This is a genomic window from Flavobacterium sp., from assembly GCF_027484705.1.
In the GTDB taxonomy this organism is placed as follows: domain Bacteria; phylum Bacteroidota; class Bacteroidia; order Flavobacteriales; family Flavobacteriaceae; genus Flavobacterium.
The window spans coordinates 108,819-132,581 of the sequence record NZ_JAIXSL010000018.1 but is presented as its reverse complement, the minus strand read 5'-3'; the positions used below and the strand labels follow the sequence as shown (position 1 = coordinate 132,581).

Here is a 23,763-nt window from a genome sequence, read left to right as displayed (position 1 = left end):
GAACGCCCTTTTTTTAGTTTAATGCAGGCTCACGACTCTTACGATTTTCCAGGTTTTATTTTCGGATTTCCAGACGACCATAAACCTTCCGGATTTTGATATGGCATTGGGTTCGGCGCTGTTGTGAAACTTGTGCAGACCGATTTCTATGGCGCCAAAATCTTTAATCGGATAAACTTCGAGACTTCCGGGAACCAATTCACGCGTGACTTTTCCGCAAATGTTTTTCTTAGTAGCAGCGATGAGTTCGGTTTTTGAAGTCATGAGTCCGCCTTTGTCGTGATAGAATTCAATATCGTCAGAAAAATAGGCGGCATAGGTGTCGAGATTTTTTTCGCAAGTGTTGTAAGCGCCAAAAAACAGCGAATCGGCCTGCACAATTTCGCGATACAATTCTGGATTGTCGGGTTGGTAGTTTTTGGTGAGCTGGTAGTTGTTGTGTTGTTGGATGCCGCAACCCATTAGGGTTAGTAGCAGTGCGAAGGGAATGATTGTTTTGTAAGCCATGATTTGATGATTGTTGCGTCAGTTTCTTGACACTTTGTGATGTCATCGTTAGTAGCGAAGCAAGAAGAATCGTTACATGGAATCGAGGACGTGAACAATCATTCTATTTTTTGGGAATGTGTTGTTCGATGTCTTTGATTTCGATGCGCTCTTTCTTAATACCCTGACGCAAAAAGGCGAACAGACTCATATAGATATTGGCGATCCAGACCAGTGCAAAACCCGCAAGGAGGTAACCACGCCAATCTGGAAGCAATAGTTTGTAATTGGTGAAGCAAATGAATAAGATCGTGATGTAATGGCTGAAGCAATATTCGCAGGTAAACAGGTAGAAGAATTTCCTTGAAAGCAACTTTTTTGATAGTATACTTCTTTTGATGCAATATTCGCGCGGTTCTCTAAAAATTTCCTCGTTGGTGACCGTCCAGGCTATGCATGAAATCGGAATGGCACCAGTGAAAAGCCAAAACAACTGAGTAGTTGGATCCATTTTTTGTAGCATTTAGGATTATGGTACAAAGTTGCAAACAAGAGCAATACTTCTATTATACAATGGTTGGAATTAATTGCAAAATTTTGGAGATAAATTCCGTTTTAAAAAGTGAAGCAGTTCCGAATGCATATAAATCGGCTCTTGCAATCGATTTCGTAGGATTTTAGTGTTAAAGTTATGTTTTTGTCTTGCGTTGCATTTTTTCTTTTTATTAATTTCGGCCTCGATATGAAAGGAATCGTTTTAAAAGCATTTTTATTATTGCTCCTGCTTGGCGCAGGCCAACGATTCTACGCACATACCCAAGATTTTTCAGTCGGAAAATCGAAAGAAAACCAACAGTATAAAACCAGCACAGACCATATCGTCAGCGTGCTTGATGTCACGGAATTCGATCTCGAGGAAGATTACGTCAGAACTGATGATTTTCAGGAAAGCGGTGACCATCAGCAGCCTCAAAACCACCATGTTGCTTTGCAAAACCAATGGTGTTTGGCACTTGATTTCCTATATGCTTCGGATTATCAATACAAAACTTCACCATTATCCCGATCCTTTTTTGTCGGGTCAACGCCCCTCTACATTTTCCAACGCGTTTTAAGAATTTGATTTCAATCACTTCGGTTGCTCCCGGGCTGTTTCGACAGATCCGCAGCTGACCCATTTCTATTCACAGCGGTTTAGGTTTTCCTCGACAGGCTGTTCTTTTTACATACGAAACATTTCCAATTTCATTTGCGTCCTAACCGCACCATTTTTATTTAAAACCATGAACAAAAAAATTGTATTCACGGGCTTGATTGCCTTGTCGTGCCTAATCAGTTGCACCACAAAAAAAGAAGAAAAGGAAGAGACTGCCAAATACACTGTTACCAATGCCGCCGTCATTGATACTTCATTCACCAAAGAATATGTGGCACAGATCCGTTCGCTGCGTGATATTGAAATCCGTGCGCAGGAAAAAGGTTATTTGCAAAATATTTATGTCGATGAAGGCCAGTTCGTTAAAGCCGGTCAAGTATTGTTCAGAATCATGCCGAAAATGTATGAAGCAGAACTCCAGAAAGCCGAAGCCGAAGCCAAAGCCGCATCGATCGAACTGCAAAATGCCAAAACGCTCGCCGATAAAAATGTAGTCTCTAAAAGTGAACAAGCTATGGCAGCCGCAAAACTCGAACAAGCAAAAGCAGAGGTTGCTCTGGCGAAATTACACCTTTCCTTCACTGAAATCCGCGCACCGTTTTCGGGCACTATTGATAGAATTCCAAAGAAACTCGGAAGCCTGATTGATGAAGGCGAATTGCTGACCACACTTTCAGACAACAGCCAAATGTTCGCTTATTTCAACGTTTCAGAACCTGAATATCTCGAATATCAGAACAATGTCAAAGGCCGCGGTGACAGTCAAGTGAGTTTGCTTTTGGCCAACAACGACCTGCTCAAATACAAAGGCAACGTTGAGGTTATCGAAAGCGAATTCGACAGCGAAACGGGTAACATCGCCTTCCGCGCCAAATTTCCAAACAATGACAAGCTGCTCAAAAACGGCGAAACCGGAAAAGTAAAAATGACGGTTCCGGTCAACAAAGCTTTAATCATTCCACAAAAAGCCACTTACGAAATTCAGGATAAGATGTACGTTTTCGTAGTCGATGCCAACAATACCGTGAAGTCGAAGGAAATTTCGATTACCGGACAATTGCCGGATTTATATGTGGTACAAAGCGGGCTCGCGGCTTCCGATAAAATCCTGCTTGAAGGCGTGCAGAATGTCAAGGATAACGACAAGATCAGCTACGATTATCTCAAACCCGAAACGGTATTGTCGCACTTGAGATTGAAAGCAGAATAGTACAAATCCTTAAATCGTAAAATATGTTCAATAAATTTATACAAAGGCCGGTACTGTCGATTGTCATTTCGCTCATTATCGTCTTCCTCGGAGCTATTGCGCTAATCCAGTTGCCGGTGACCCAATTCCCATCGATTTCGCCACCCAAGGTGAATGTCACTGCGGAATATCCCGGCGCCAACAACGAACTTTTGACCAAATCTGTAGTGATCCCGCTCGAACGCGCGCTCAACGGTGTTCCGGGAATGAAATACATCGCTTCCGATGCCGGTAACGACGGTGAAGCTTCGATTCAGGTTATCTTTAATTTAGGAACTGATCCGAACCAAGCGTCGCTAAACGTTCAGAACAGGGTGGCTTCTGTAGTCAACAAATTACCACCGCTTGTGGTGCGTGAAGGCGTGAAGATTACGCGTGAAGAATCGAACATGCTGTTGTATGTGAATCTTTACAGCACCGATCCGTCGATGGACCAGAAATTCCTCTACAACTTTGCCGACATCAACGTGCTTTCTGAACTCAAAAGGGTCAATGGCGTAGGAGATGCGGACATTTTAGGAAACCGTGAATATGCGATGCGCATCTGGCTCAAACCTGACCGCATGCTCGCTTACAAAATTTCCGCTGATGAAGTCATGGAAGCGCTCAGCCAGCAAAGCCTTGAAGCTTCTCCGGGTAGAACAGGCGAAAGTTCTGGTAAACGCTCACAGGCTTTTGAATACGTGATGAAATATCCGGGACGTTACACCACGAAAGAGCAATACGGCAACATCATCCTCAAAGCCACACCTGATGGGGAACTTTTGCGTTTGAAAGATGTGGCGAACATTGAATTCGGAAGCTCGATGTATGATATCTATTCGAATCTGAACGGACGTCCTTCAGCAGCTATTGTATTGAAGCAATCCTACGGAAGTAACGCGAGTCAAGTTATTAAAGATGTCAAAGAGAAACTTAAAGAAATCAAAGCCGAATCGTTCCCGAAAGGCATGGATTACGAAATCAGTTACGACGTTTCCAAATTTCTTGATGCGTCGATTGAAAAAGTACTGCACACATTGATTGAAGCTTTCTTGCTCGTAGGTTTAGTAGTGTTTTTATTCCTTGGCGACTGGCGTTCGACTTTGATTCCGGCTATTGCAGTTCCGGTTTCTTTGATTGGAACATTCTTGTTCATGCAATGGTTTGGCATCACTCTAAACCTGATTACTTTATTCGCTTTGGTATTGGCGATCGGTATTGTCGTCGATAATGCGATTGTCGTCATCGAAGCCGTCCACGCGAACATGGAAACCAAGCATCTCAAACCGATGAAGGCCACCAAATTAGCGATGCATGAAGTCAGTGGTGCCATCATCGCGATTACGTTTGTGATGGCTGCGGTATTCATTCCGGTAGCGTTTATGTCCGGACCAGTAGGGATTTTCTACCGACAATTCTCGATTACGATGGCGACTTCGATCATCCTTTCGGGAGTAGTCGCTTTAACATTGACGCCAGCACTTTGTGCGATGATGTTAAAGAATACGCATGGCGAGCCCAGAAAGAAAACGCCTATCAACCGAATCCTCGATGGTTTCAACAACTGGTTCGGCGGTGTATCAGACCGTTACCGCAAATTATTGGAAGCGATTGTCAACAGACGCACCATCACTTTTGGTCTTCTAGTGGCATTCTGTATAGGAACTTATTTCCTCAATGGCAGCCTGCCTTCGGGCTTCATTCCGAATGAAGATCAGGGAATGTTTTACGCTGTAATCCAGACGCCGCCGGGTGCTACACTCGAGAGAACTAACGAGGTTGCTGAAAAGTTACAGAAAATCGCCTCGACTATTGAAGGCGTGAAATCAGTTTCGTCGCTTGCCGGATATGAAATCCTGACTGAAGGAACCGGATCGAACTCAGGGACCTGTCTGATCAACCTCAAAAGCTGGGAAGACCGCAAACATTCGGCCCAGGAAATCATTGAAGAACTTGAAAAGAAATCGAAAGACATTACTGGTGCCACGATTGAATTCTTCCAACCGCCGGCCGTTCCGGGTTATGGCGCCGCTGGTGGTTTTGAGTTGCGTCTGCTCGACAAAGGAGGTTCGGGTGATTACAAAAAAATGGAAGAAGTCAACAACGATTTTGTGAAGGAACTCAACAAACGCCCTGAACTGTCGTCGGTATTCTCGTTTTACAGCGCGAGTTTCCCGCAATACATGCTCAGGATCGACAACGATCTTGCCCAACAGAAAGGCGTCACGATTGAAAATGCGACGAACACGCTTTCGACTTTGGTCGGCAGTAATTACGAGATTAGTTTCATCAAATACGACCGCCAGTATAAAGTCATGGTACAGGCATCGCCCGAATACAGAGCTTTGCCGGAAGATATTCTTAAATTGTATGTCAAAAACAACCGCGATGAAATGGTGCCGTTCTCCGCCTTCATGAAAATGGAAAAAGTCTACGGATTGTCAGAGATTACCAGACACAACATGTACAACGCTTCAGAAATCAGTGGTCAGGCGGCGCCGGGCTACAGTAGTGGAGAAGCGATTGCCGCAATCAATGAAGTGGCCGCCAAAAAACTTCCTAGAGGTTTCGGTATTGATTGGGCCGGAATTTCTAAAGATGAGGTGGGTCGTGGAAACGAAGCGATTTATATTTTCCTAATCTGTCTCGGTTTCGTTTACCTGATTCTGGCCGCGCAATATGAAAGTTTCATCCTTCCGTTTACGGTAATCTTATCATTGACGGCCGGTATTTTCGGAGCTTTCTTAATGTTAAAGTTCTGCGGATTGGAAAACAACATTTACGCTCAGGTCGCCATGGTCATGCTGATTGGTCTGTTGGGTAAAAATGCGGTTTTGATCGTAGAGTTTGCCGCACAACGACACCGCGCCGGGGATTCCGTATTTAAGTCGGCGATTGAAGGTTCCGCCGCGCGTTTCCGTCCAATCCTGATGACTTCGTTTGCGTTTATCGCCGGATTGATTCCGTTGGTTTTTGCGACCGGTCCGGGAAAAATTGGTAACCGTACGATTGGTTCCGCGGCACTCGGCGGGATGCTTATCGGAACTATTTTCGGGGTCATCATTATTCCGGGATTGTATTACATATTCGCAACCATTTCCGAGAAAACCAAGTTTGTGAAGAACGAAGAAGAAAATCCATTAACCGAAGAAATCGATCATAATGTACAAGTTTAAATCATACCAATACCTTATCGCATTCGGCGTTTGTCTGGCTGCGGTAAGTTGTAAGACACCAGCCATCGTCGCGTCAAAATCTGATATTGCGTTGCCGGAATCTTTTACCGATTCTAAGGATACGACCAATATGGCCAAGCAATCCTGGAAGACCTTTTTCAAGGACAAAAACCTTGTAGCGCTTATTGACACGGCTTTGCAGAACAATCAGGAACTCAAGATCACGATGCAGGAAATTGAGATGGCGAAAAATGACATCCGCATTCGCAAAGGCGCTTTGTTACCAACCGTTGGGGTGAGGGCAGGAGCAGGCGTTGAAAAAGTAGGAAGGTATACGAGCCAGGGCGCCGGTGATGCTTCGACTGAAATTAAACCCGGAATAGAAATGCCCGATCCGTTGCAGGATTACACGCTTGCAGCCTACGCACATTGGGAAGTCGATATCTGGAAGAAACTACGCAATTCTAAAAAAGCTGCGATCAGCAGGTACTTATCAACGATTGAAGGTAAGAATTTTGTCGTAACGAATCTGATTTCGGAGATTGCCGATTCTTACTACGAATTGCTTTCGCTCGACAACCAACTTGAAGTGATCCGCGAAAATATCAAGCTACAGAACCAAGCACTCGAAATCGTCAAAGTGCAGAAAGAAGCCGCAAGAACCACGGAACTCGCGGTACAGAAATTCAGTGCAGAAGTGTTAGCCTCGCAAAGCATGGAATTCGAAACCCTGCAGAAAATCAAGGAAACCGAAAACCGCATCAACTTTTTGCTTGGGCGTTATCCGCAGGAAATCAAACGTGAGAAAAGCGGGTTTTTGACTTTGTTGCCTAATGCGGTAACTTCGGGAATTCCATCGCAATTGTTGGAAAACCGACCTGATATCAAACAGGCGGAGCTCGAATTGGCTGCTGCAAAACTCGATGTCAAAGCCGCGCGTGCTGAGTTTTATCCTTCACTTGAGATTTCCGCAACTTACGGATTGCAGGCGTTCAAACCGTCTTATTTATTTACACTTCCGGAATCGTTGTTGTATTCCCTTGCGGGCGATATTGCGGCGCCATTGATTAACAGAAATGCAATCAAGGCCGAGTTTAAGAACGCGAATGCGAGACAGTTGCAGGCGATGTACAATTACGAGCGCACGATTTTGAATGCTTATCTTGAAGTGTCCAATCAATTGTCGAAAATCAGCAACCTCGATAAAAGCTATGCGCTCAGATCACAACAGGTCGATGCTTTGAACCGCTCGATTGATGTGGCCGGCGATTTGTTTAAATCCGCGCGCGCCGATTATTTTGAAGTGATGATGACGCAACGCGATGCGCTTGAATCGAAACTCGAATTGATCGAAACGAAAAAAGAACAGCTCAATGCTGCGCTTCACATCTATAGGGACTTAGGCGGCGGTTGGAAATAATACATGAATTAAAAAGCCGGATTATTGATTTAGTCCGGTTTTTTTATGCGTTTATATTTTACGTGCTGTAAGGTCAAAGATTGCTTTTGCCATGATTTCGCCTCAGATAGACTTTAAAAATCGTTTCGTTGATGTCTTTCAGAAAAGGCGTCAGGGCGACAATTTTCCCGCTAGAATCGCGCGTGTATTGCTTTTTACAGTTTTTACATTCGTATTCTTCGAAATGCTCGGTGATTTTCCTGAGCAACACGAGTTTGTGCCCAAACCAACTGCAATACAATTTCGATTCAATAGCGGAGACAACATTTTTATGGGTCATAGCTTCAACGGTAAAGGTTAAGTTTCAGCAGAAAACTTGAGCAGATTTGGGAACCGGCTATGATGTAACCATTTAGTTTTGAAAAACCCTAAAGTGTTATGATTTATTTTTTTGGAAGAAGATTGCGGTCTTGAAGTTTGCTAAAACCGATAACCATAGTGATGGCTCCAATCGTGGCGAAGAGCATGTCCGATTGCGTATCCCAAACATACCCCTGCGTGCCTAAAAAAGCATCGCCGCCATCGCCGGTGCAGACCGAAACGCCCCATTCGATCCATTCATAAGCGGCGCTGATGGCCAGACAGATTGCCACAACTATGAAACTAAAGAAAGCCTGATTAGCGATTACTTTTTTGCGGATAAACAACTCGCGGATGATCATCGCCGGAACAAAACCCTGGGCAAAATGCCCGACCTTGTCGTAATTGTTACGCGATTGGTGAAAAGTGTCGCGGATCCAATCAAAAAGCGGCACTTCGGCATAAGTGTAATGGCCTCCAACAAAAAGAATGATGCAGTGCAGCAGGATAAAGCCGTAAGTAAAGTTGGTGAATGAGAAGCGCTTGTATGTTAAGGCTAAAATAATAAAACCAATAATGGCAGGGATGACTTCTAAAAACCACGTAAAATATTCTTTGGGTTGAATGGCGGATAGGAGCAAGGTTGCAAAGAAAACAGCGATGTATAAAAGTAAGGTTTTGTTCCTCATAAAATTTATTGGATTGGCTTACCAAATATAATGAAATAACGCAGACAGTATAGTGTAGGCGAACCATGCAATTCCTGCACAGATGGAGAACAGCAACAGCAAAACAGGAACGACTACTTTCCAGGCGCTGCCTTGGTGTTTTCCGTCGATGTAATGTTGGTGTACGAGTTTCATATTGCGCTCATTCGATTTGAAGGCCACGTCAAAAATATCGCCCAGCACAGGAATGGAACCGAAAAGGGTATCGATAATGACGTTGAGAGAAATTCTCGCCATCACAAAACCGCTCGCGCCATTGCCGGCCAGCACAAGAATCATATAACCTGAAATCAAAAGTCCGCCAAAATCGCCAACGCCGGGAATAAACCCGATGATCGCATCGATGCCAAACCTGATTTGGGTTCCCGGAAACCTGAATTGCGAATCCATGAGTTTGGCCAGTGCGTCTAGATGTTTTAGCGTTGGATTGTTATGGTCTTTTGAGGGCATCGTTTCTTTTTTGATATTTTGCAATTAAACATAGAATGTGTTCGGTTGTAAATTTAAACGCTTGATAGCAAATAATTTTATAAACTGAGCAAAAAACATTTCAGCATTCGATGATGTACAGCAAGAAGACAGCACCATCAAAAAAAGAAAAATCCCAAACTCAAATTGAATTTAGGATTTTGCTTTAATAAATTATCGAATTTACTCTTTAATGACTTTCATGGTTTTTAACGCATCACCCGCGATAATTTTCACAAGATAAGTTCCGGCTGCCAACTGAGAAACATCGATGCTGCTTTCTTTTGCGTTCATTGATTTTGTTAGCATTTCTTGACCTAATAGGTTATAAATAGAAATAGAAGAAATTACCGATTCAAATGAAATATTTAAAACATCCCGAACCGGATTTGGATAAACCTTTACGGCATTTACAACTTCAAAATCATCCAAAGCTAATGCGGGCGAGGGACAAGGAAGTTGGCCCGGCGTATTTCTTTGATTGATAGTACCGGCGCCTAATTGTCCTTGTGGACCCCAACCGCAAGTGAATACTTTACCCTCTGAATTCAACAAAACAGAATAACGATCACCGCCACCGGCACTAACCCAATTGACTTCAAACCCAACTGCTGTGGGCGTTGAAACGTAATTGGTGTTTCCATTGCCCAATTCTCCTTGTGTGTTCGAGCCCCAAACCCAAAGCGTATTATTGGTTTTAAATCCGAGCGTATTGCCCCCAGAAGTGTAAACAGCCTTCCAATTGGTAGCACCATTGATTTGAACCGGTGTTAGTGTGTTCGCACTTCCTCCATTACCCAATCTTCCGTCAGTGTTTATTCCCCAACCCCATAAAGTTCCGTTGGTTTTTATGGCATAACAATTAGCTCCTTTTGAATGGATGTATTTCCAATCGGTAGCGGTTCCTATTTGAACTGGCAATGACCTCCAGGTTGTTGTATTATCGCCAATCTGCCCACTAGAATTAGCACCCCAAGACCAAATGGTTCCATTGGTTCTTAAACCAAGACCAGAATTAGAACCTCCAGTAACACTTTTCCAGTTCGTAGCGGTTCCCAATTGGGTTGGAACTAGTTTATTCACATTCGTACCATCGCCTAATTGATAAGTACCATTAAGTCCCCATCCCCAAAGTGTTCCATTGGTTTTAATGGCATAAGAATGTTGGTCTCCAACAGCAATACTTTGCCAATCATTGGCTGTACCGATTTGCACTGGCGTTGACCTATCGGTGGTAGTTCCATCACCCAATTGACCGTAACCATTGTTTCCCCATGCCCAAAGCGTGCCATCCGTTTTTAGAGCAAGTGTATGCAATTGTGCGGCAGCGACACTTTGCCAATTATTGCTTGTACCAATTTGAACTGGAGCACGGCGGTTGGTAGTGGTTCCGTCTCCAAGCTGACCGTAAGTGTTTTGTCCCCATGCCCAAATCGTGCCGTCAGCTTTGATAGCTGCAGTATGCTGAGATCCGCCGCTAATCTTAGCAAAGCACGGTGGCTCAACTGGAGTAGGGAAAAACTGCGCTGGACTCCAATCGCTTTGGCTATTGCCACAATCAGCAGCTACCCAATAGTGATAATCGGAGTTGGGTGTCAGGTTTTGTAAATTAACCGATGTTGAAGTAGTATAGATACTGATGCCACCCAACACACTAGAATTATTATTGTATATAATGGTATAGCCAACTGGCGCTGGAGATGGGGCCGACCAACTGACCGTAGCCGTTGACGAAGTAATATTGGTAGCAGAAAGATTGGTCGGTGCAAGACAAGTTCCGGTTGTATTTAAGCTCATTTTCACAAGCCCAAATTCGTAAGTTCCTACCCAAATCGTATTAGAAGATTGTAACCTTAAACAGCTAACATCTCTAAAAGAAGCTCCGGCTATGGTTGGAAAATAATTCTTACAATCGGTATAATTCTGAACGCCTCCATTGTTGCATTCCTGGTTAAAACCCATCCAAACTTTGTTGTTCTGATCTACATCAATGCCTTCTATTTGACAGTCTAACATACACGAATTACCGTGAGATTGAAAATCAGAAACTATTTCGTTCGTATATTTTAAGTAACCTGAAATGAAGTCTACATACAAATCATTGTTTACAGCTTTACGAATTTTATTGGCCTGATCCCCAAGGATTGAAAAGGTGGTTCCATTAAATTTCATCAAAATACTATTTCCCGTTAAGTAAACGGTGTTGCTACTACTTACAGCTACAGAATTGATCGAATTATTACTAATAGTAGAATTAGAAGTATTGTAAGTCGTCCAAGTCGTGCCGTTGAATTTCACCAAACCAGAATAAGTAGCCAACCAAACATTATTGGCACTGTCTACCGCGACATCCTGAACGTTATAGCCCGGGATTCCTGAATTGGCAGGAGTATAAGCAAACCAATTAGTGCCATCAAAAAGAACAAGACCACTTTGTGCTGTTGCAATCCATTTTCTATTTAAGTTGTCTATGACAAACTTTCCTAAAGCATCAATAGGAAAATCATTGGTCGTATAATTAGTAAAGGTAGTGCCATCGAACTTTGTTAATGCGTTACCAGTAGTCATCCAAACCACACCGCTTCCGTCGATTTCAATGTGTTTGATATTGGCTGATCCAATCTGTGAATTTACAGTGTTGTAGAGCGTGTAATTGTAAGACTGGGCAAAGGCTGCCATCGAAAACACAGTCAGCATTAAAAGATAGAATTTTTTCATATTTTTTGTTTTGGATTAATTTCTTTAGGGTTAAAAAGTCGCTGGTCAACAAAGTGGAAAGCGTGTATTATCGTTTGATCAATTTTGTTTTGACCGTCTGACCGTTTTTGTTTTGCCCGACCAATAAATAGATTCCGTTAGTCAGTTCAGAAACATCTATCGTACTGTTAGTTTTTGGAATGGTTATTTGCTTTCCATCCATTGTGTATAATGAAACATTTTCAATACTTTCATTGATGTTTACCATATCAGTTGCCGGATTCGGGAAAATACTCAATTCACTGTTCGCGGCAAATGCTTCCGCACTTAATGTCGCCAAATCAACACTTTGAGTGCTCTCGGTAACGCTGCCAATAAAAGAGTCGGTATTGCCGCCCATGATGTATAAGTTGTTGTTCCAAATTTCCGAATTGTGATGTCTTCTGCCCAACATATTGCTTTGTGTCAATGCGGTAAAGGTTTCAGTTTGCGAATCAAAAACACCGGTAAAAGTTTGGTTTTGATAATCTCCGGTGATGTAAGCTTTTGAGTAATCGCTCGCCACCGCATAAGCCGATAAGGATTGAGGTAAAACCGTATTTAAGGTCGTCCAGGTATTGTTGTCAAAACGATATTTGTAGATATTGTTCGAAAGATTGGTTTTGTAAACCCGCACATTATCAATCTGAAATGTAGTTGTTTTTAATGGTGCATAACCGCCAGTATATTTGAAAGCAATTCTGAAGTTGCTTAAATCTCCATATAACAAGATATCGCCTGAATTTGTAAAGTCCGCGGCATAGCCTGTTGTAGTTCCGTTAGCGATATTTCCATACAATAAAACTTTCGTTGAAGTGGTAATGTCGCCCGTCCAATTCGTAATCAGATAAGGTTGTAAAGTGGCGCCATTGTCAAAGCCGTCTTTGGTATTAAACTTAAGATAAACCTGCTCGGTAGCGGTAGCGGTCATCGGGCTTGACACCAACCAGGCTTTGTTCGAAGCTTCCTGATTGGCCACCACAGCATCAAAAGCGCTGATTTCTGCATATTTGTTGGCGGTGAACTGTTTGGCTTTGTAGACTTTGGTTCCTGTTTCCGCTACGTTGATCCAATCGGTTAAAGCTACATTAGCATTGACCGTTAAAGATTCGAAGTTTTGGGCTTGCTTGTTGGTTTCGCTGTAACCTCCGAATACGTAAAGCGCTTCACCATTGCCCACCAACACTTCGCCTTTGGTTTCTAAAGCAACAGGCATATCAGCGAGTGCCGTCCACGTATCTGGATTGATTGAAATTCGGTAAAATTTATTCGAATACACCGCATTGAATGTGTCAGCACAACCACCGAAAGTTAACAAACTCGATGAAAAATACTCACTTCCGGCGCTGTATACAGGATTTGGGTTTAATGTGGCGCTTGTGGTAAGCACACCAGTAGCCAAATCGATTTTTTCGAGCTTATTATTTATAACACCCGAAGCCGTAACACCGTTGAACAAACAAAGTGTCGTTCCTGAAGCAATTTCTGAGTTGCCATATTGTTTGCCAATGCTCGGTGTAGAAGTTGAAAATAAGGACCAAGTATTGTTATTAGCATTGTATTTTTCAATGTCAGAAGTATATAGCTGGGTAGCTGAAAAACCATTCGAAATGTAAATGTCACCGCCGCCGCTTCCGGTTTGTCGGGCACTTGATGAGCCACTACGGGCAATCGGTTTGTCGGCTTTATCTATAAAGTTTAAATGCTGTGAGAAAGCATTGGTAAAGCTTGCAATAAATACTAAAATTGTAATTTTTTTGTTCATTTTTACAGGTTTAATTTTCATTCATATTCGCTATAATATCCTTGAATAATCGCGTAAACTATAAATGCGCTTGAATTGTTTTAATAATTATTTTCTGATTTTGTTTGCAAACATACTATAAAGTATATCATTTTTACCAATGCTTCAGCATTTTATTTATCTGTGTAAATTCTTGTATTTTAATGCTTTTCGCTTACTTCACAGAATGACTTTCTATGCTTTTATTTTTCAAGTTTCAACCAGAAATAATCACTCCAGCCTTCAATCAATCGCGTTGGATCGGTGTTTTTGGTGCGGTCTTGTTCTACAATCGGAACAATCTTATTGCCTTTCACTGAAAAATTATACAAGCGCGGTTTTTTCTCGCCTTCTAAAGTCAATTCGATTTTGTAAGCACCATCGGTCAGGTTCGTAAATTTGATTTCCCCGGGTTTGTCGACCAATTTGAAAGCGCATGAATTTTCTTCCCATTCGGCTTGCTTCACTTGCGCTGTGTTCGGGCCATTACCGTAGTGCTGCGCATAAGGTTTGTTGTCTTTGAGCATCTTCACGCTCCATTTGACGCTCTTGTTGGTTTTGTTTTTATTGGCCGGATTCGGTTGAAATTCTTCGTGGTTAAGGTAAAATCCAAAAACAAGATTACCGGTATCGGCGAGGTTCAAATAAGCGTAATCATTCCATGGGCCGCGTGTGACGTACATTTCGTTCATCGTCGCATAAGGATCGTTGTTGGTGAGTTTGGCAATTTCAAACGGGAAGGAATAGAACATTTTATCGCCCGCATAAAAATCCAGACGGTACATTCCAGGCCCTGTTTTCGTCGCATCGATGTCAGTACCGCCAACCCATTCGCCGTTTCGTTGGTAGCGGCTTGAAGGTGCGTTGAATTTCGTTTTCTTTCCATCATCGAAGGTCTGGGTTCCGGAATATTCGAAATAAGTGATGTATTGATCGCCTTTGTAAACCTTCACTTTTAAATATTCCGCCTGATCGCTGATCGCATCAACGGTAGCGCCGCTCGCGGTTTTGTTTGGGATGAAAGTAGCGGTGTAACCTTCAAACCTCGTAAGTCCTCCGGTTCCGATGCTCGTTCCATAAAGCAATGAGTTGAACGTAATGGCCGGCGTGAGCTTGAACGTATTCCAGTCCAGTTTCAAACCTGCTGATCCGGTAGCGCTACCTGCTTTCTGTTTGACGTTTTTGACGACTGATTCGCCAGTCTTCACCGTGTTTGATACGCTGTTAACATCGCTGGCTGCTTTTTTAAGTTTTCCGAGCAATTGCGCGTTTACATTGCCCAAAGAGCATAACAGCATGATGCTCAGTACTTGTGTTTTGATTTGTTTCATGGTTCGTTTTGTTAAAGCATTTAATAATTTCAATGCAATAATAAATCAAACCCAAAGCAGAATTTTGGTCAATGTATTTACGTCAGCTTTCCGAAGATTAACGTTGAAAAATAACGGAGTACCGTTTTTAAGAAAACAGAAGGTTAGAGGTTTTCCAGTAAAATCAGGAAATCTTCTTTTTTGCGCACCGATAACGGAATCGTGAGTTTGTTTTTCATCACAATGCGGTTGCCGCCGTCGGCTTTGATGAAATGGTCGAAATACGCCATATTGATCAGATGCGATTTGTGCGTTCTGAAAAAATGGAACGGCGTCAGCATGGTTTCATACTCTTTGAGGTTCGTAGAAACGACGAGTTGAGGCGCATTGATGAAATTGAAAGTCGTATAATTTTTATCGGCTTCACAACTTACCACGTCCTGAATATTCACCGAATAAATCTTATCTGCGGTTTTAAGAATCAGCTTTTGTAGGTTTTTCGGCCTTTCGAGATTGGCGAATAAATTGGATAGTTTCATGTCGAAGATTTCCTTGCCTAAAGATTCTTCGGCTTTTTTGACGGCTTCGACCAAAAGATTTGATTCGAGCGGTTTGAGTAAATAGTCAATCGCTGAAAAACGGAACGCCCTAATGGCAAAATCTTCATGCCCCGTAATGAAAATGACTTTGAAGTTGATGGGTTTTAATTTCTGAAGCAAATCGAAACCGCTACCGTCGGGCATTTCTACATCGAGAAACACAATATCGGGTGCCAATTGCTTGATCTGCGCGATTCCTGACTCGACAGAATCGGCCTGACCGACAATCGAAACATTCGGGCAACTCGATTTGATGATGGCAATATGTCTTTTTCTGATGGTTTCGATATCATCGATCACAAGGGCTCGTAACATAGGATTTAGTTTTCGTAAATATAAGGGATTTCAAAAAGCACTTTGGCCCCGACGATTTTTTCGCTCTGGTCGGTGATGTTGTCGGTCTGCACTACAAAATCCTGATTTTTGGTATAGCCTACGAGTCTTTCTTTGGTAATGGTCATCGCTAAAGATTTGTGGTTGCTGATGGTTTTGCCCGAGTCGAAACCTTTGCCGTTGTCGATGACTTCAAAAAACAGCTTGGCTTCTTTGAGATAGAACCGGATGTCGATCTTTCCGTTTTCAGTCGTGTTGCTCAAACCGTGCTTGATCGCATTTTCGATGAAAGGTTGGGTGAGCATCGGCGGCAAAAAGATGCTTTCGGTATCGATGGTTTCTTCGACGAAAACTTTGAAATTGAATTTGTTGTGATACAAAAGCTGTTGGATGGTCAGGTAATTCTCTATCATGTCGACTTCTTCATTCAGCGCGATGTAATTTTCATTGGAGTTTTCGAGAATCTGCCGTGTCAAAGTCGAGAATTTCCCAAGATAATTGACCGCTGCATCGTTTTGATGGTCGTAAATCAGGCTTCGGATATTCTCAATCGAATTGAAGATGAAATGCGGATTCATTTGGGTGATGAGCAGTTTTTGCTTGATCTGATTTTTCTCCAGCACCGCTATCGACTGCTTTTGTTTGTTGTTTCGATAGTAGAAAAAACCACCCAATAATAGCAGTAACAGCAGACCGGAAAGCGCAATCAGCCAGTTGTTCTTGGCTGCATTCTTCTTTTGGGCGTCGAGTTTGATGACCGATACTTTTTTGCCTTGCATTAATTTTTGTTGGAATGCTTTTCTTTCAAAATTATACCGCAACTGTTGCCGGGCGAGTTTGTTTTTGGAGGTTTCAAGAAAGGATTTTTTTTCCGCATCGAGCTGGATGGCCGCCACTTTCTTTTCCTGAATGATTTTCTGCTGCAGTTCTTTCTTTTCAAAATCATACTTCAGTTGCTGTTGGGCGAGCTCATTTTTAGAGGCTTCCAGTTTGGTGGAATCTTTAAGCGCCACCGAAGTCTCATACATCGCCAGGGCTTTTTCGTACTGTCCGCTTTCTCGGTAAATTTTAGACAACAAGGTGCTCATGCCTGTCATCGAGCCTTTATTCTTCAATTTCTTCGACAGTGTATAGCATATTTCTCCGAATTCCGCTGCCTTGTCATAATTTTTGTTCCTGTAATAAATCCGCGCGGCACTGCCATAGACAGCCATCCTTGAAGCATCTTCTTCACACAGCGCTAAAGACTGTTTGACATACTCCTGAGCTTCAGCAAAATTTCCTAAATCATTGGTGGCGTTGGCCAATTGTACGAGTACTATTGATTCGGCTTTCGGGTCATGATTTTGTTTGATATAACCGTAGGCCCTGAGAAAGTTTTTATGGGCTTCCGCATAGTTTTTAAGTCTGGTATATGCCACACCAATATTGTTTAAGATTACGGATTTATCATGGCGATCGCCAATCGAAAGATCCGCATCAGGCACCTCAAAATAGGTCAGGGCTTTTTTCAAATAAAGGATGCCTTTTTCCCAGTCTTGCTGCGCCAGGCATGCGGTTCCGATTTCCATGTTGACATCGGAGATTCCGAATTCACTGTGGATGCTTTCAAAATATTTGAGTGCGGCAAAATAACATTTAAAAGTGTTGGGCCAATCGGCTATGGTTTGAAAGTAAGAGCCTTTGCCAACAATGGCTTCGGTCATGGTTTTATAATCTTTTGAAGCCTTAAAGAATTTTATAGCTTCGTCAAAGTGCAGTGGCGCATTGTCATCGCGATCCATGGTTTCTTTTTTGGCGGTATTGTAATAATAAACACCGGCAGCATACAAGTATTTTTGCTTTGTTTTAGCATGAAGGTTGGGCAGCTTCAGCCCTTTGGTAAAAATAGGCTGCAATTGTTTGTATAAGGCGACATGTGGTGGGCTCCATGTCACAGAATGGTCCATGGCTGCTATAATGGTATTGATTCGTGTGGTGTCACTAATTTTATGACCCAATATGGTTTTTAAAGAATCAATCGTTCGGTTTTGGGAATAGGAAGCGGTAAAAACGAAGGTTAGTAAAATCAGTACGGAGCTTCTGGTTGCTTTAAACATCAAAGAATGTGGGTTTATAAATTTGAAAACAAAAGTAGACAATAAAAAAATATTTTTTGGCCTGCTTAAAAAATCGTAAGGTGAGCATTTGTATTGATGTTAACACGCCGTTTGAATAATTAAGAGGAATGTCATCATCAGATTTTTCATTATGATTGCGATATTTTACTTAAATTCGTCTTCTTTGATTTTCAGCTGTTTGAGTGTTTTACAGTCTGCCACATTGAAAATCGAAACTTCAAACTAACAAACAAAACCATGAAAAAAATTACTTTATCGATACTATTCGCATGCTTTTTAAATTCCACTTGTTTCGCGCAGGTTACTCTCGGCAATACAATCCTTGAAAAAACAGTAGTAGCCTCAAACCTCAGTATTCCGTGGGATATGGAATACGGTGCCGACGGCTGGATCTGGTTTACCGAATTGGCGGGCAACATCAAAAGAATGAATCCCGACACTTATGAAGTGCAGCAGGTTTTTTCCATTAACGACGTCGTGCTTTTTGGGTTTAGCGTGGGGTTGCATTCGATTGTTTTGCACCCGGATTTCAATAATACGCCGTATTTGTATGTGCATTATACCTATTCTACGACCACTTCAAAAATTGTGAGGTACGAGTATGATGCGGCGAACAATACTTTGATCAATCCGGTAATTATTCTTGGAAGCATTCCCGCGGGCGTCTCGCACAATGGTTCGCGGATGGTTATTTTAGGGGACAAATTATTCATCAGTTTGGGCGATACCTATAGCACACCGACAGTCGCACAAAGTTTGACTTCAATCAACGGCAAAGTGTTGCGGATGAATCTTGACGGTAGTATTCCCGATGACAATCCCATTACAGGCAGTTACATTTGGTCCTTCGGCCACAGAAACCCACAAGGATTGTGTTATGGCAATGGCAAATTCTACAGCTCCGAACACGGAACAGGCGCTAATGACGAGATCAATATCATTCAGGAAAACAGGAATTACGGTTGGCCTACCGTAGAAGGCGTTTGCAGTACCGCAGCCGAAATCACTTTTTGTACTGCGCAGAATGTAGTGGAACCGATCTACAGTTGGTCGCCATCGATTGCACCGGCGGGAATATCTTTATACCAAAGTGATGCGATTCCGGAATGGAACAATTCGTTGCTGGTGGCGGTTTTAAAAAACAAACAGTTGCTTCAATTGAAACTCAGTGACGATGGTTCTCAAGTGGTACAGCAAAATATTATCGTGACCAATACTTACGGAAGGTTACGCGATGTTTTGGTGATTCCTGACGGACGTGTTTTTATCTGTACTTCCAATAAAGATTATGCGGGAACGCCGGGCGCCACGGATGACAGAATTATAGAAATTAAGAATCAGGCGTTGGGCGTCAATCAGTTTTCAGACAACCAAAAAATGTCGGTTTATCCGGTGCCTTCAGATGGAATACTTTACGTCGATTCAGCGTTGAAAACAGGGTTTATTTCCATACGCAATGCCGAAGGTAATCAAGTTTACGCCGCTGGATATACTGATAAAGTTGATGTCAGCGCGTTTTCTTCAGGCATCTATTACCTGCAATTGCTTGATGAGCATAAGACCATCGTAGAAACCAAAAAGATACTGATCAAATAACAATTTATCCAGATGGCATAACCCAAAACATTCCTGTGCAACAGTTCGTTTTGGCTTTCAGATTGTAAAATTAACGTTTTCGGATGTAGGGTTGTTTGTTCATCGCCTGTTTCATCAACAACCTATTAACCTTTAAAACAATTACAATATGAAAAGTTTAAAAACACTTATCGCAATCTTTGGACTGTTATTTCTGACGGTATCTTGTTCGAGTGACAGCAACAGCAGCAGTTCCTCGAATGGCAATGTTCAGGTTAAAGCCACAGCAACTTATACCAATTCGTCAGGACGTTTGACAGACAATATCGCGCTGACCAGTTTCAAAATCAATATCCGTGAAATTGAATTTGAGTTGTCGGATGGGGAAGGAGAACACCACCACGAACATGACGGACATGATAATGGCCACGTAGACGGTAATGATGATCACGGTTTTTTCAATTCGGATGACGATACGGAACTTGCCGGACCTTGGGAAGTTGATTTGTTGAACCAAACGGTGCCTTTGACTTCGGTAACGGTTCCCAACGGGACTTATGAAGAAGTTCAGTTTAAACTCAGTCCAAGCCTTGTGTCAACTTCACCAATTTATAACAAAACCGTGGAAGTGACCGGAACCATCAATGGAACTCCGTTTGTGTTCTGGCATAATCTGAACGAGCGTTTTTCAATTGATTATGAAGATGCCGGTCAAGACCTTGTGATTACTACCGGGACTTATGATTTGGTGTTCAATTTTGACCTTAATGAAATCCTGAGCCACGTAAATTTAAGTACCGCAGTTGACGGAAACGGCAATGGTGTGATTGAAATTGGTCCGGATGATACCGACGGGAATAATGCGCTGGCGACACAATTCCACCAACATATCGGCGGCGGTTGTCACATGCATGACGGGCCTGGTCATCATTAATCCATGCAATAAAAAAATACAAAGCCGCTAGTGATAGTGGCTTTTTTTATGGTGTCCGGAAACAAATTCCGTAAGAAATTGGTAAGCGTCAGATACTTTGAGACTTTTTTCATAGGTTTGTAATAAACTCCTGATGATGAAAACCGAAAAACCTTTACGATTAGTACAATTACTGCAGCAACTTTTAGCAGAGACTGACAAAATGAATGTCGGTAAAGCCTACATAGCCGTAACCGAAGAGCTCAAACGCATCACTTTTGTCGAAGGGCAGCAAGCCTCTTTTTCAGATCAGATCTACAAGCACCTGATCCAGCTTTCGATAAAAGATTTCATCCACTCAGGTCGGTCAGAAGCCAGTGCTGGTGTTGTGAATGACGTCATCGGTTGCATTTCAAAAGCCGATATATTGGCTTGATTTTATAGCGATTCAAAACTATTTTTTCCACAGTGTATTATAGTACTGGGATATAAATGTCAAAAGTGGCTCCCAGATTTTTTTCGCCCGAAGCAGTAATGACTCCGTGATGGTTATCAACAATACGCTTTACAATCGCCAGTCCGATGCCTGTTCCGGTATATTGGCTTCTGCCGTGAAGACGCTGGAACACCTCAAAAATCCGCTCACTATATTGCTGTTCGAAGCCGATGCCGTTATCCGAAACACTGATGTGGCAATATGAAGTTTCTTTTGAAAGTTTACTATTGTTAAAGCTTGCCCCATCATCGATTACAGCTTTTATCTTGATATGTGGCGGAACATCCTCTTTCGCAAATTTAAGCGCATTGCTCACCAAATTGTAAATCAGTTGCCTGAATTGAAAAGGAATGATTTTCAGTACACAAGTTCCCATCACTTCAATGTTGGCGTGCTTTTGTTCAAGTTCCTCCGACATATCTTCTTTGACCTCGTCGATGATTTTGGCCAGATCGGTTTTTTCAAAAGTTCTTTCCTGCACATTGGTTCTCGAATAGGCGAGTAAGTCATTGATCAGAATCTGCATCCGGTTAGCGGCACTGTGCATTCGGTTGAACATATCTTTTCCGTTTTCGGTCAGATTCGGAAGTTCTTTCTCCATAATCAGCGTAGAGAATGCCTGGATTTTCCTGAGCGGTTCCTGCAAATCATGGCTTGATATGTAAGCGAAAGAGTGCAGTTCCTTGTTCATTTTCTCAAGTTCCGTGTTTTTTTCTTCGAGCTCTAGTTTACTTTGTTTCAATTGATCTTCGGCTTCCTTTTTTTCGGTGAGGTCATGTGTCACTTTCGAAAATCCGATGACTTCCTTTTGGTCATTATGAATGGCGGTAATTACGACATTGGCCCAGAACAGGCTGCCGTTCTTACGCACGCGCCATCCTTCATGTTTGGCCTTTCCGGTTTCTTTGGCGATAGTCAACAACCGCTGTGGAAGGTTGCTGTCTCGGTCTGATTCGGTGTAAAAAATAGAGAAATTCTTACCGATGATTTCTTCCGCCTTATAGCCTTTGATTTTTTGGGCACCGAGATTCCAGTTTTCAATCGTACCATGATCATTGAGGTATAAGATCGCATAATCCTGAATTTCTTCGACCATCAGGTGATAGCGTTCTTCACTTTCTTTAAGCGAGGCATTGATTTGCTGTAATTCTTTGGTGCGCTCAATGACCTGCATTTCCAATTCGTGGGTAAACGTTTTTTCCGCATGAATGTCCGTGCAGGATCCAACCCATTTTTTGATTTTATGATTCTTGTCGTAAACAGGTTCGCCAATTATTGCATGCCATCGGTACTGGTCTGACTTATTTTTGATCCGGACATCGTATTTGTATAGCCCGCCGGTTTCGAGACAATGCATCCAGGCTTTGGCATTGCCTTCATAATCGTCAGGATGAATGATGCTTTTCCATTCGGCTTCTCCCGCAGGTGTGATTCCGGTATATTCTTTCCATTTTCCGGAGGCGAACAGGGCATTTCCTTTTTCATCGGTTTCCCAAATCAGTTGCGGAAGGCTTTCTGCGAGCGATCGGAATTGTTTTTCGCTTTCCTCCAATTTCTGCTGGTGTTCCTTTTCTGCCGTGATATCCCTGATGGTTCCGATCATGAAGTCAGGATTGTTGTCGGTATCATAAAATACTTTTCCGCGGCCTTCCATCCAATGAATGGATTGATCTTTCCATATTAGTCTGGATTCATAGTGAAGGCGGCCTGAAGTCATTGCTTCGTTGAACGCTTTTTCCCTTATGGGCATATCATCAGGATGAATATGACGCAGCAATTCTTCGTGTGTCAGGATGACTTCCTGCGAATAACCGCCAATGATTTCAAGATATCTTTTGGAATATTTCGGCACTCTGGTTTTCAGATTCAATTCCCAAACACCCAACGCACTGGCTTCGATGATGATGTTGAGCTTTTCCTCATTTTGTTGTATTTCGTTTTGAGCTTCCATTTTTCCTGATTTCCCGATGCGTTATTTTTTTCAAAATCCCAACGAAGATAAGAAAATAAAGGGATTTTGTGGATTGGAATGTAGACTTGTTTACCATCTGAATTTTTAATTTTCGGGTTGATTTTCGATGAAAAATTCGCAGTTCAACGTTTTTTAAGGTTAGTTAAGGGAAAAATAATTCAAAAAAACAAACTCTGTTTATCTTAGCTGTGATTTTAAAAAGAGCCCCAATCTTATTTAAATTAGTATGAAAAGTTTAGCCCCCTTTTTTATAGTAATTGCTACTACTATATTTTCTTTTGATGCCGCTGCGCAACCGAGCCGACCACTTTCGGATCGTGCCAAAATGAGCGCTGCGCAAACGACCCTTGAAGAAGTTTCCGACGATCAGCTTTCCGTATTGTATTATCATGTCGAGGAAAGAATCAACATGAATTTTGGAAGCAGCATCACTACCTACAATGTTTCGAGTTTGAGTCTTGTCAGTACCAATGATTTGGGTGAAAACAATACACGAATCATCACTCCAAAATACGGGAAGGCCAAAATCAAGGTGAGACCAGTACTTCAAGTGGCTTCGATGCATGAAGCAAAAAAACTTCCGGTTGCTTCCATAGAGGCACCAATAAATTCTGATAAAATAGCTGAAACCGTATCCCTAAAAAAACTTAAATACGTCGATATTGATATTATCGGAACCTACGAAAGGGTGATCGATAAAGGTTATAAATCAGTCGATATGCTCAAGAAAGTGGGCAACAGCCGTTTTTTTGGAGGCGATCTGACTATTGCGGCCAAATGGTATAACCAATTGTTTTCGATGACTACCGATTTAGAAGCGGAATATTATTACCGTTATTCTCAGGCATTATTCTCCATTCATGAAAATGAAAAAGCAAACGAAATGCTGCATCAGTTCGAAAGTAAAAGGCTGTAATTAAAA

Annotated in this window: 19 protein-coding genes; 8 read left to right on the top strand and 11 right to left on the bottom strand. The window is 42.3% G+C overall.

All coding sequences use genetic code 11. The features are described from left to right. Window positions 1–18: 18 nt before the first annotated feature. Window positions 19–507 carry a nuclear transport factor 2 family protein gene (locus Q0058_RS11555; protein ID WP_298224077.1) on the bottom strand — a complete coding sequence of 163 codons (489 nt, stop codon included), beginning with the start codon at window positions 505–507 and terminating at the stop codon, window positions 19–21. Window positions 508–610: 103 nt separating this feature from the next. Further along, window positions 611–997 carry a hypothetical protein gene (locus Q0058_RS11550; protein ID WP_298224075.1) on the bottom strand — a complete coding sequence of 129 codons (387 nt, stop codon included), beginning with the start codon at window positions 995–997 and terminating at the stop codon, window positions 611–613. A gap of 231 nt (window positions 998–1,228) precedes the next feature. Between Q0058_RS11550 and Q0058_RS11545 the strand changes: the two genes are divergently transcribed. The 4 genes from Q0058_RS11545 to Q0058_RS11530 all read left to right on the top strand — a co-directional run bounded on the left by Q0058_RS11545 (window position 1,229) and on the right by Q0058_RS11530 (window position 7,469). Then, window positions 1,229–1,609 (top strand): hypothetical protein, encoded by a 381-nt coding sequence (locus tag Q0058_RS11545; protein WP_298224074.1) that lies wholly within the window; start codon window positions 1,229–1,231, stop codon window positions 1,607–1,609. Window positions 1,610–1,769: 160 nt separating this feature from the next. Continuing rightward, the gene (locus Q0058_RS11540) at window positions 1,770–2,852 is read left to right on the top strand and encodes an efflux RND transporter periplasmic adaptor subunit (RefSeq protein WP_298224072.1); all 1,083 of its coding nucleotides are present in this window, start codon (window positions 1,770–1,772) and stop codon (window positions 2,850–2,852) included. Window positions 2,853–2,875: 23 nt separating this feature from the next. After that, window positions 2,876–6,049 carry an efflux RND transporter permease subunit gene (locus Q0058_RS11535; protein WP_298224070.1) on the top strand — a complete coding sequence of 1,058 codons (3,174 nt, stop codon included), beginning with the start codon at window positions 2,876–2,878 and terminating at the stop codon, window positions 6,047–6,049. Next, window positions 6,036–7,469: a TolC family protein gene (locus Q0058_RS11530; protein ID WP_298224068.1), complete on the top strand. Its 1,434-nt coding sequence runs from the start codon at window positions 6,036–6,038 to the stop codon at window positions 7,467–7,469. The genes Q0058_RS11535 and Q0058_RS11530 overlap by 14 nt, the downstream gene beginning before the upstream one ends. A 73-nt stretch (window positions 7,470–7,542) precedes the next feature. Here Q0058_RS11530 and Q0058_RS11525 read toward each other — a convergent pair whose 3' ends face one another. The 8 genes from Q0058_RS11525 to Q0058_RS11490 form a co-directional block, all read right to left on the bottom strand. After that, the gene (locus tag Q0058_RS11525) at window positions 7,543–7,788 is read right to left on the bottom strand and encodes a hypothetical protein (RefSeq protein ID WP_298224066.1); all 246 of its coding nucleotides are present in this window, start codon (window positions 7,786–7,788) and stop codon (window positions 7,543–7,545) included. A 103-nt stretch (window positions 7,789–7,891) separates the two neighbouring features. Further along, entirely contained in the window at window positions 7,892–8,497 is a 606-nt protein-coding gene (locus Q0058_RS11520; RefSeq protein WP_298224064.1) for a DUF2238 domain-containing protein, read from the bottom strand. An 18-nt stretch (window positions 8,498–8,515) separates the two neighbouring features. Then, the gene (locus tag Q0058_RS11515) at window positions 8,516–8,986 is read right to left on the bottom strand and encodes a DUF4112 domain-containing protein (protein WP_298224062.1); all 471 of its coding nucleotides are present in this window, start codon (window positions 8,984–8,986) and stop codon (window positions 8,516–8,518) included. Between the two features lie 201 nt (window positions 8,987–9,187). Further along, on the bottom strand, window positions 9,188–11,722 hold the full coding sequence (locus Q0058_RS11510) for a T9SS type A sorting domain-containing protein (protein WP_298224060.1): 2,535 nt from the start codon (window positions 11,720–11,722) through the stop codon (window positions 9,188–9,190). A 67-nt stretch (window positions 11,723–11,789) separates the two neighbouring features. Continuing rightward, window positions 11,790–13,505, bottom strand: a complete 1,716-nt coding sequence (locus Q0058_RS11505) for a T9SS type A sorting domain-containing protein (RefSeq protein ID WP_298224058.1) — start codon at window positions 13,503–13,505, stop codon at window positions 11,790–11,792. A gap of 221 nt (window positions 13,506–13,726) precedes the next feature. Beyond that, window positions 13,727–14,854, bottom strand: coding sequence for a hypothetical protein (locus Q0058_RS11500; RefSeq protein ID WP_298224056.1), 1,128 nt, complete (start codon window positions 14,852–14,854; stop codon window positions 13,727–13,729). Window positions 14,855–14,997: 143 nt separating this feature from the next. Next, the gene (locus Q0058_RS11495) at window positions 14,998–15,747 is read right to left on the bottom strand and encodes a LytTR family DNA-binding domain-containing protein (RefSeq protein ID WP_298224054.1); all 750 of its coding nucleotides are present in this window, start codon (window positions 15,745–15,747) and stop codon (window positions 14,998–15,000) included. A gap of 5 nt (window positions 15,748–15,752) precedes the next feature. Next, window positions 15,753–17,864 carry a tetratricopeptide repeat protein gene (locus Q0058_RS11490; RefSeq protein ID WP_298224052.1) on the bottom strand — a complete coding sequence of 704 codons (2,112 nt, stop codon included), beginning with the start codon at window positions 17,862–17,864 and terminating at the stop codon, window positions 15,753–15,755. Between the two features lie 258 nt (window positions 17,865–18,122). On the opposite strand from Q0058_RS11490, the gene Q0058_RS11485 reads away from it, so the two are divergent. The 3 genes from Q0058_RS11485 to Q0058_RS11475 all read left to right on the top strand — a co-directional run bounded on the left by Q0058_RS11485 (window position 18,123) and on the right by Q0058_RS11475 (window position 20,809). Continuing rightward, window positions 18,123–19,481, top strand: a complete 1,359-nt coding sequence (locus tag Q0058_RS11485) for a PQQ-dependent sugar dehydrogenase (protein ID WP_298224051.1) — start codon at window positions 18,123–18,125, stop codon at window positions 19,479–19,481. Window positions 19,482–19,629: 148 nt separating this feature from the next. Continuing rightward, window positions 19,630–20,394, top strand: a complete 765-nt coding sequence (locus Q0058_RS11480; RefSeq protein ID WP_298224049.1) for a DUF4382 domain-containing protein — start codon at window positions 19,630–19,632, stop codon at window positions 20,392–20,394. A 133-nt stretch (window positions 20,395–20,527) separates the two neighbouring features. Further along, window positions 20,528–20,809, top strand: a complete 282-nt coding sequence (locus Q0058_RS11475; RefSeq protein WP_298224047.1) for a hypothetical protein — start codon at window positions 20,528–20,530, stop codon at window positions 20,807–20,809. Window positions 20,810–20,846: 37 nt separating this feature from the next. On the opposite strand, the gene Q0058_RS11470 is transcribed toward Q0058_RS11475, so the two are convergent. Continuing rightward, the gene (locus Q0058_RS11470) at window positions 20,847–22,820 is read right to left on the bottom strand and encodes a PAS domain-containing sensor histidine kinase (RefSeq protein ID WP_298224045.1); all 1,974 of its coding nucleotides are present in this window, start codon (window positions 22,818–22,820) and stop codon (window positions 20,847–20,849) included. Window positions 22,821–23,067: 247 nt separating this feature from the next. Between Q0058_RS11470 and Q0058_RS11465 the strand changes: the two genes are divergently transcribed. Beyond that, entirely contained in the window at window positions 23,068–23,757 is a 690-nt protein-coding gene (locus tag Q0058_RS11465; protein ID WP_298224043.1) for a hypothetical protein, read from the top strand. The last annotated feature ends 6 nt before the right edge of the window (window positions 23,758–23,763 follow it).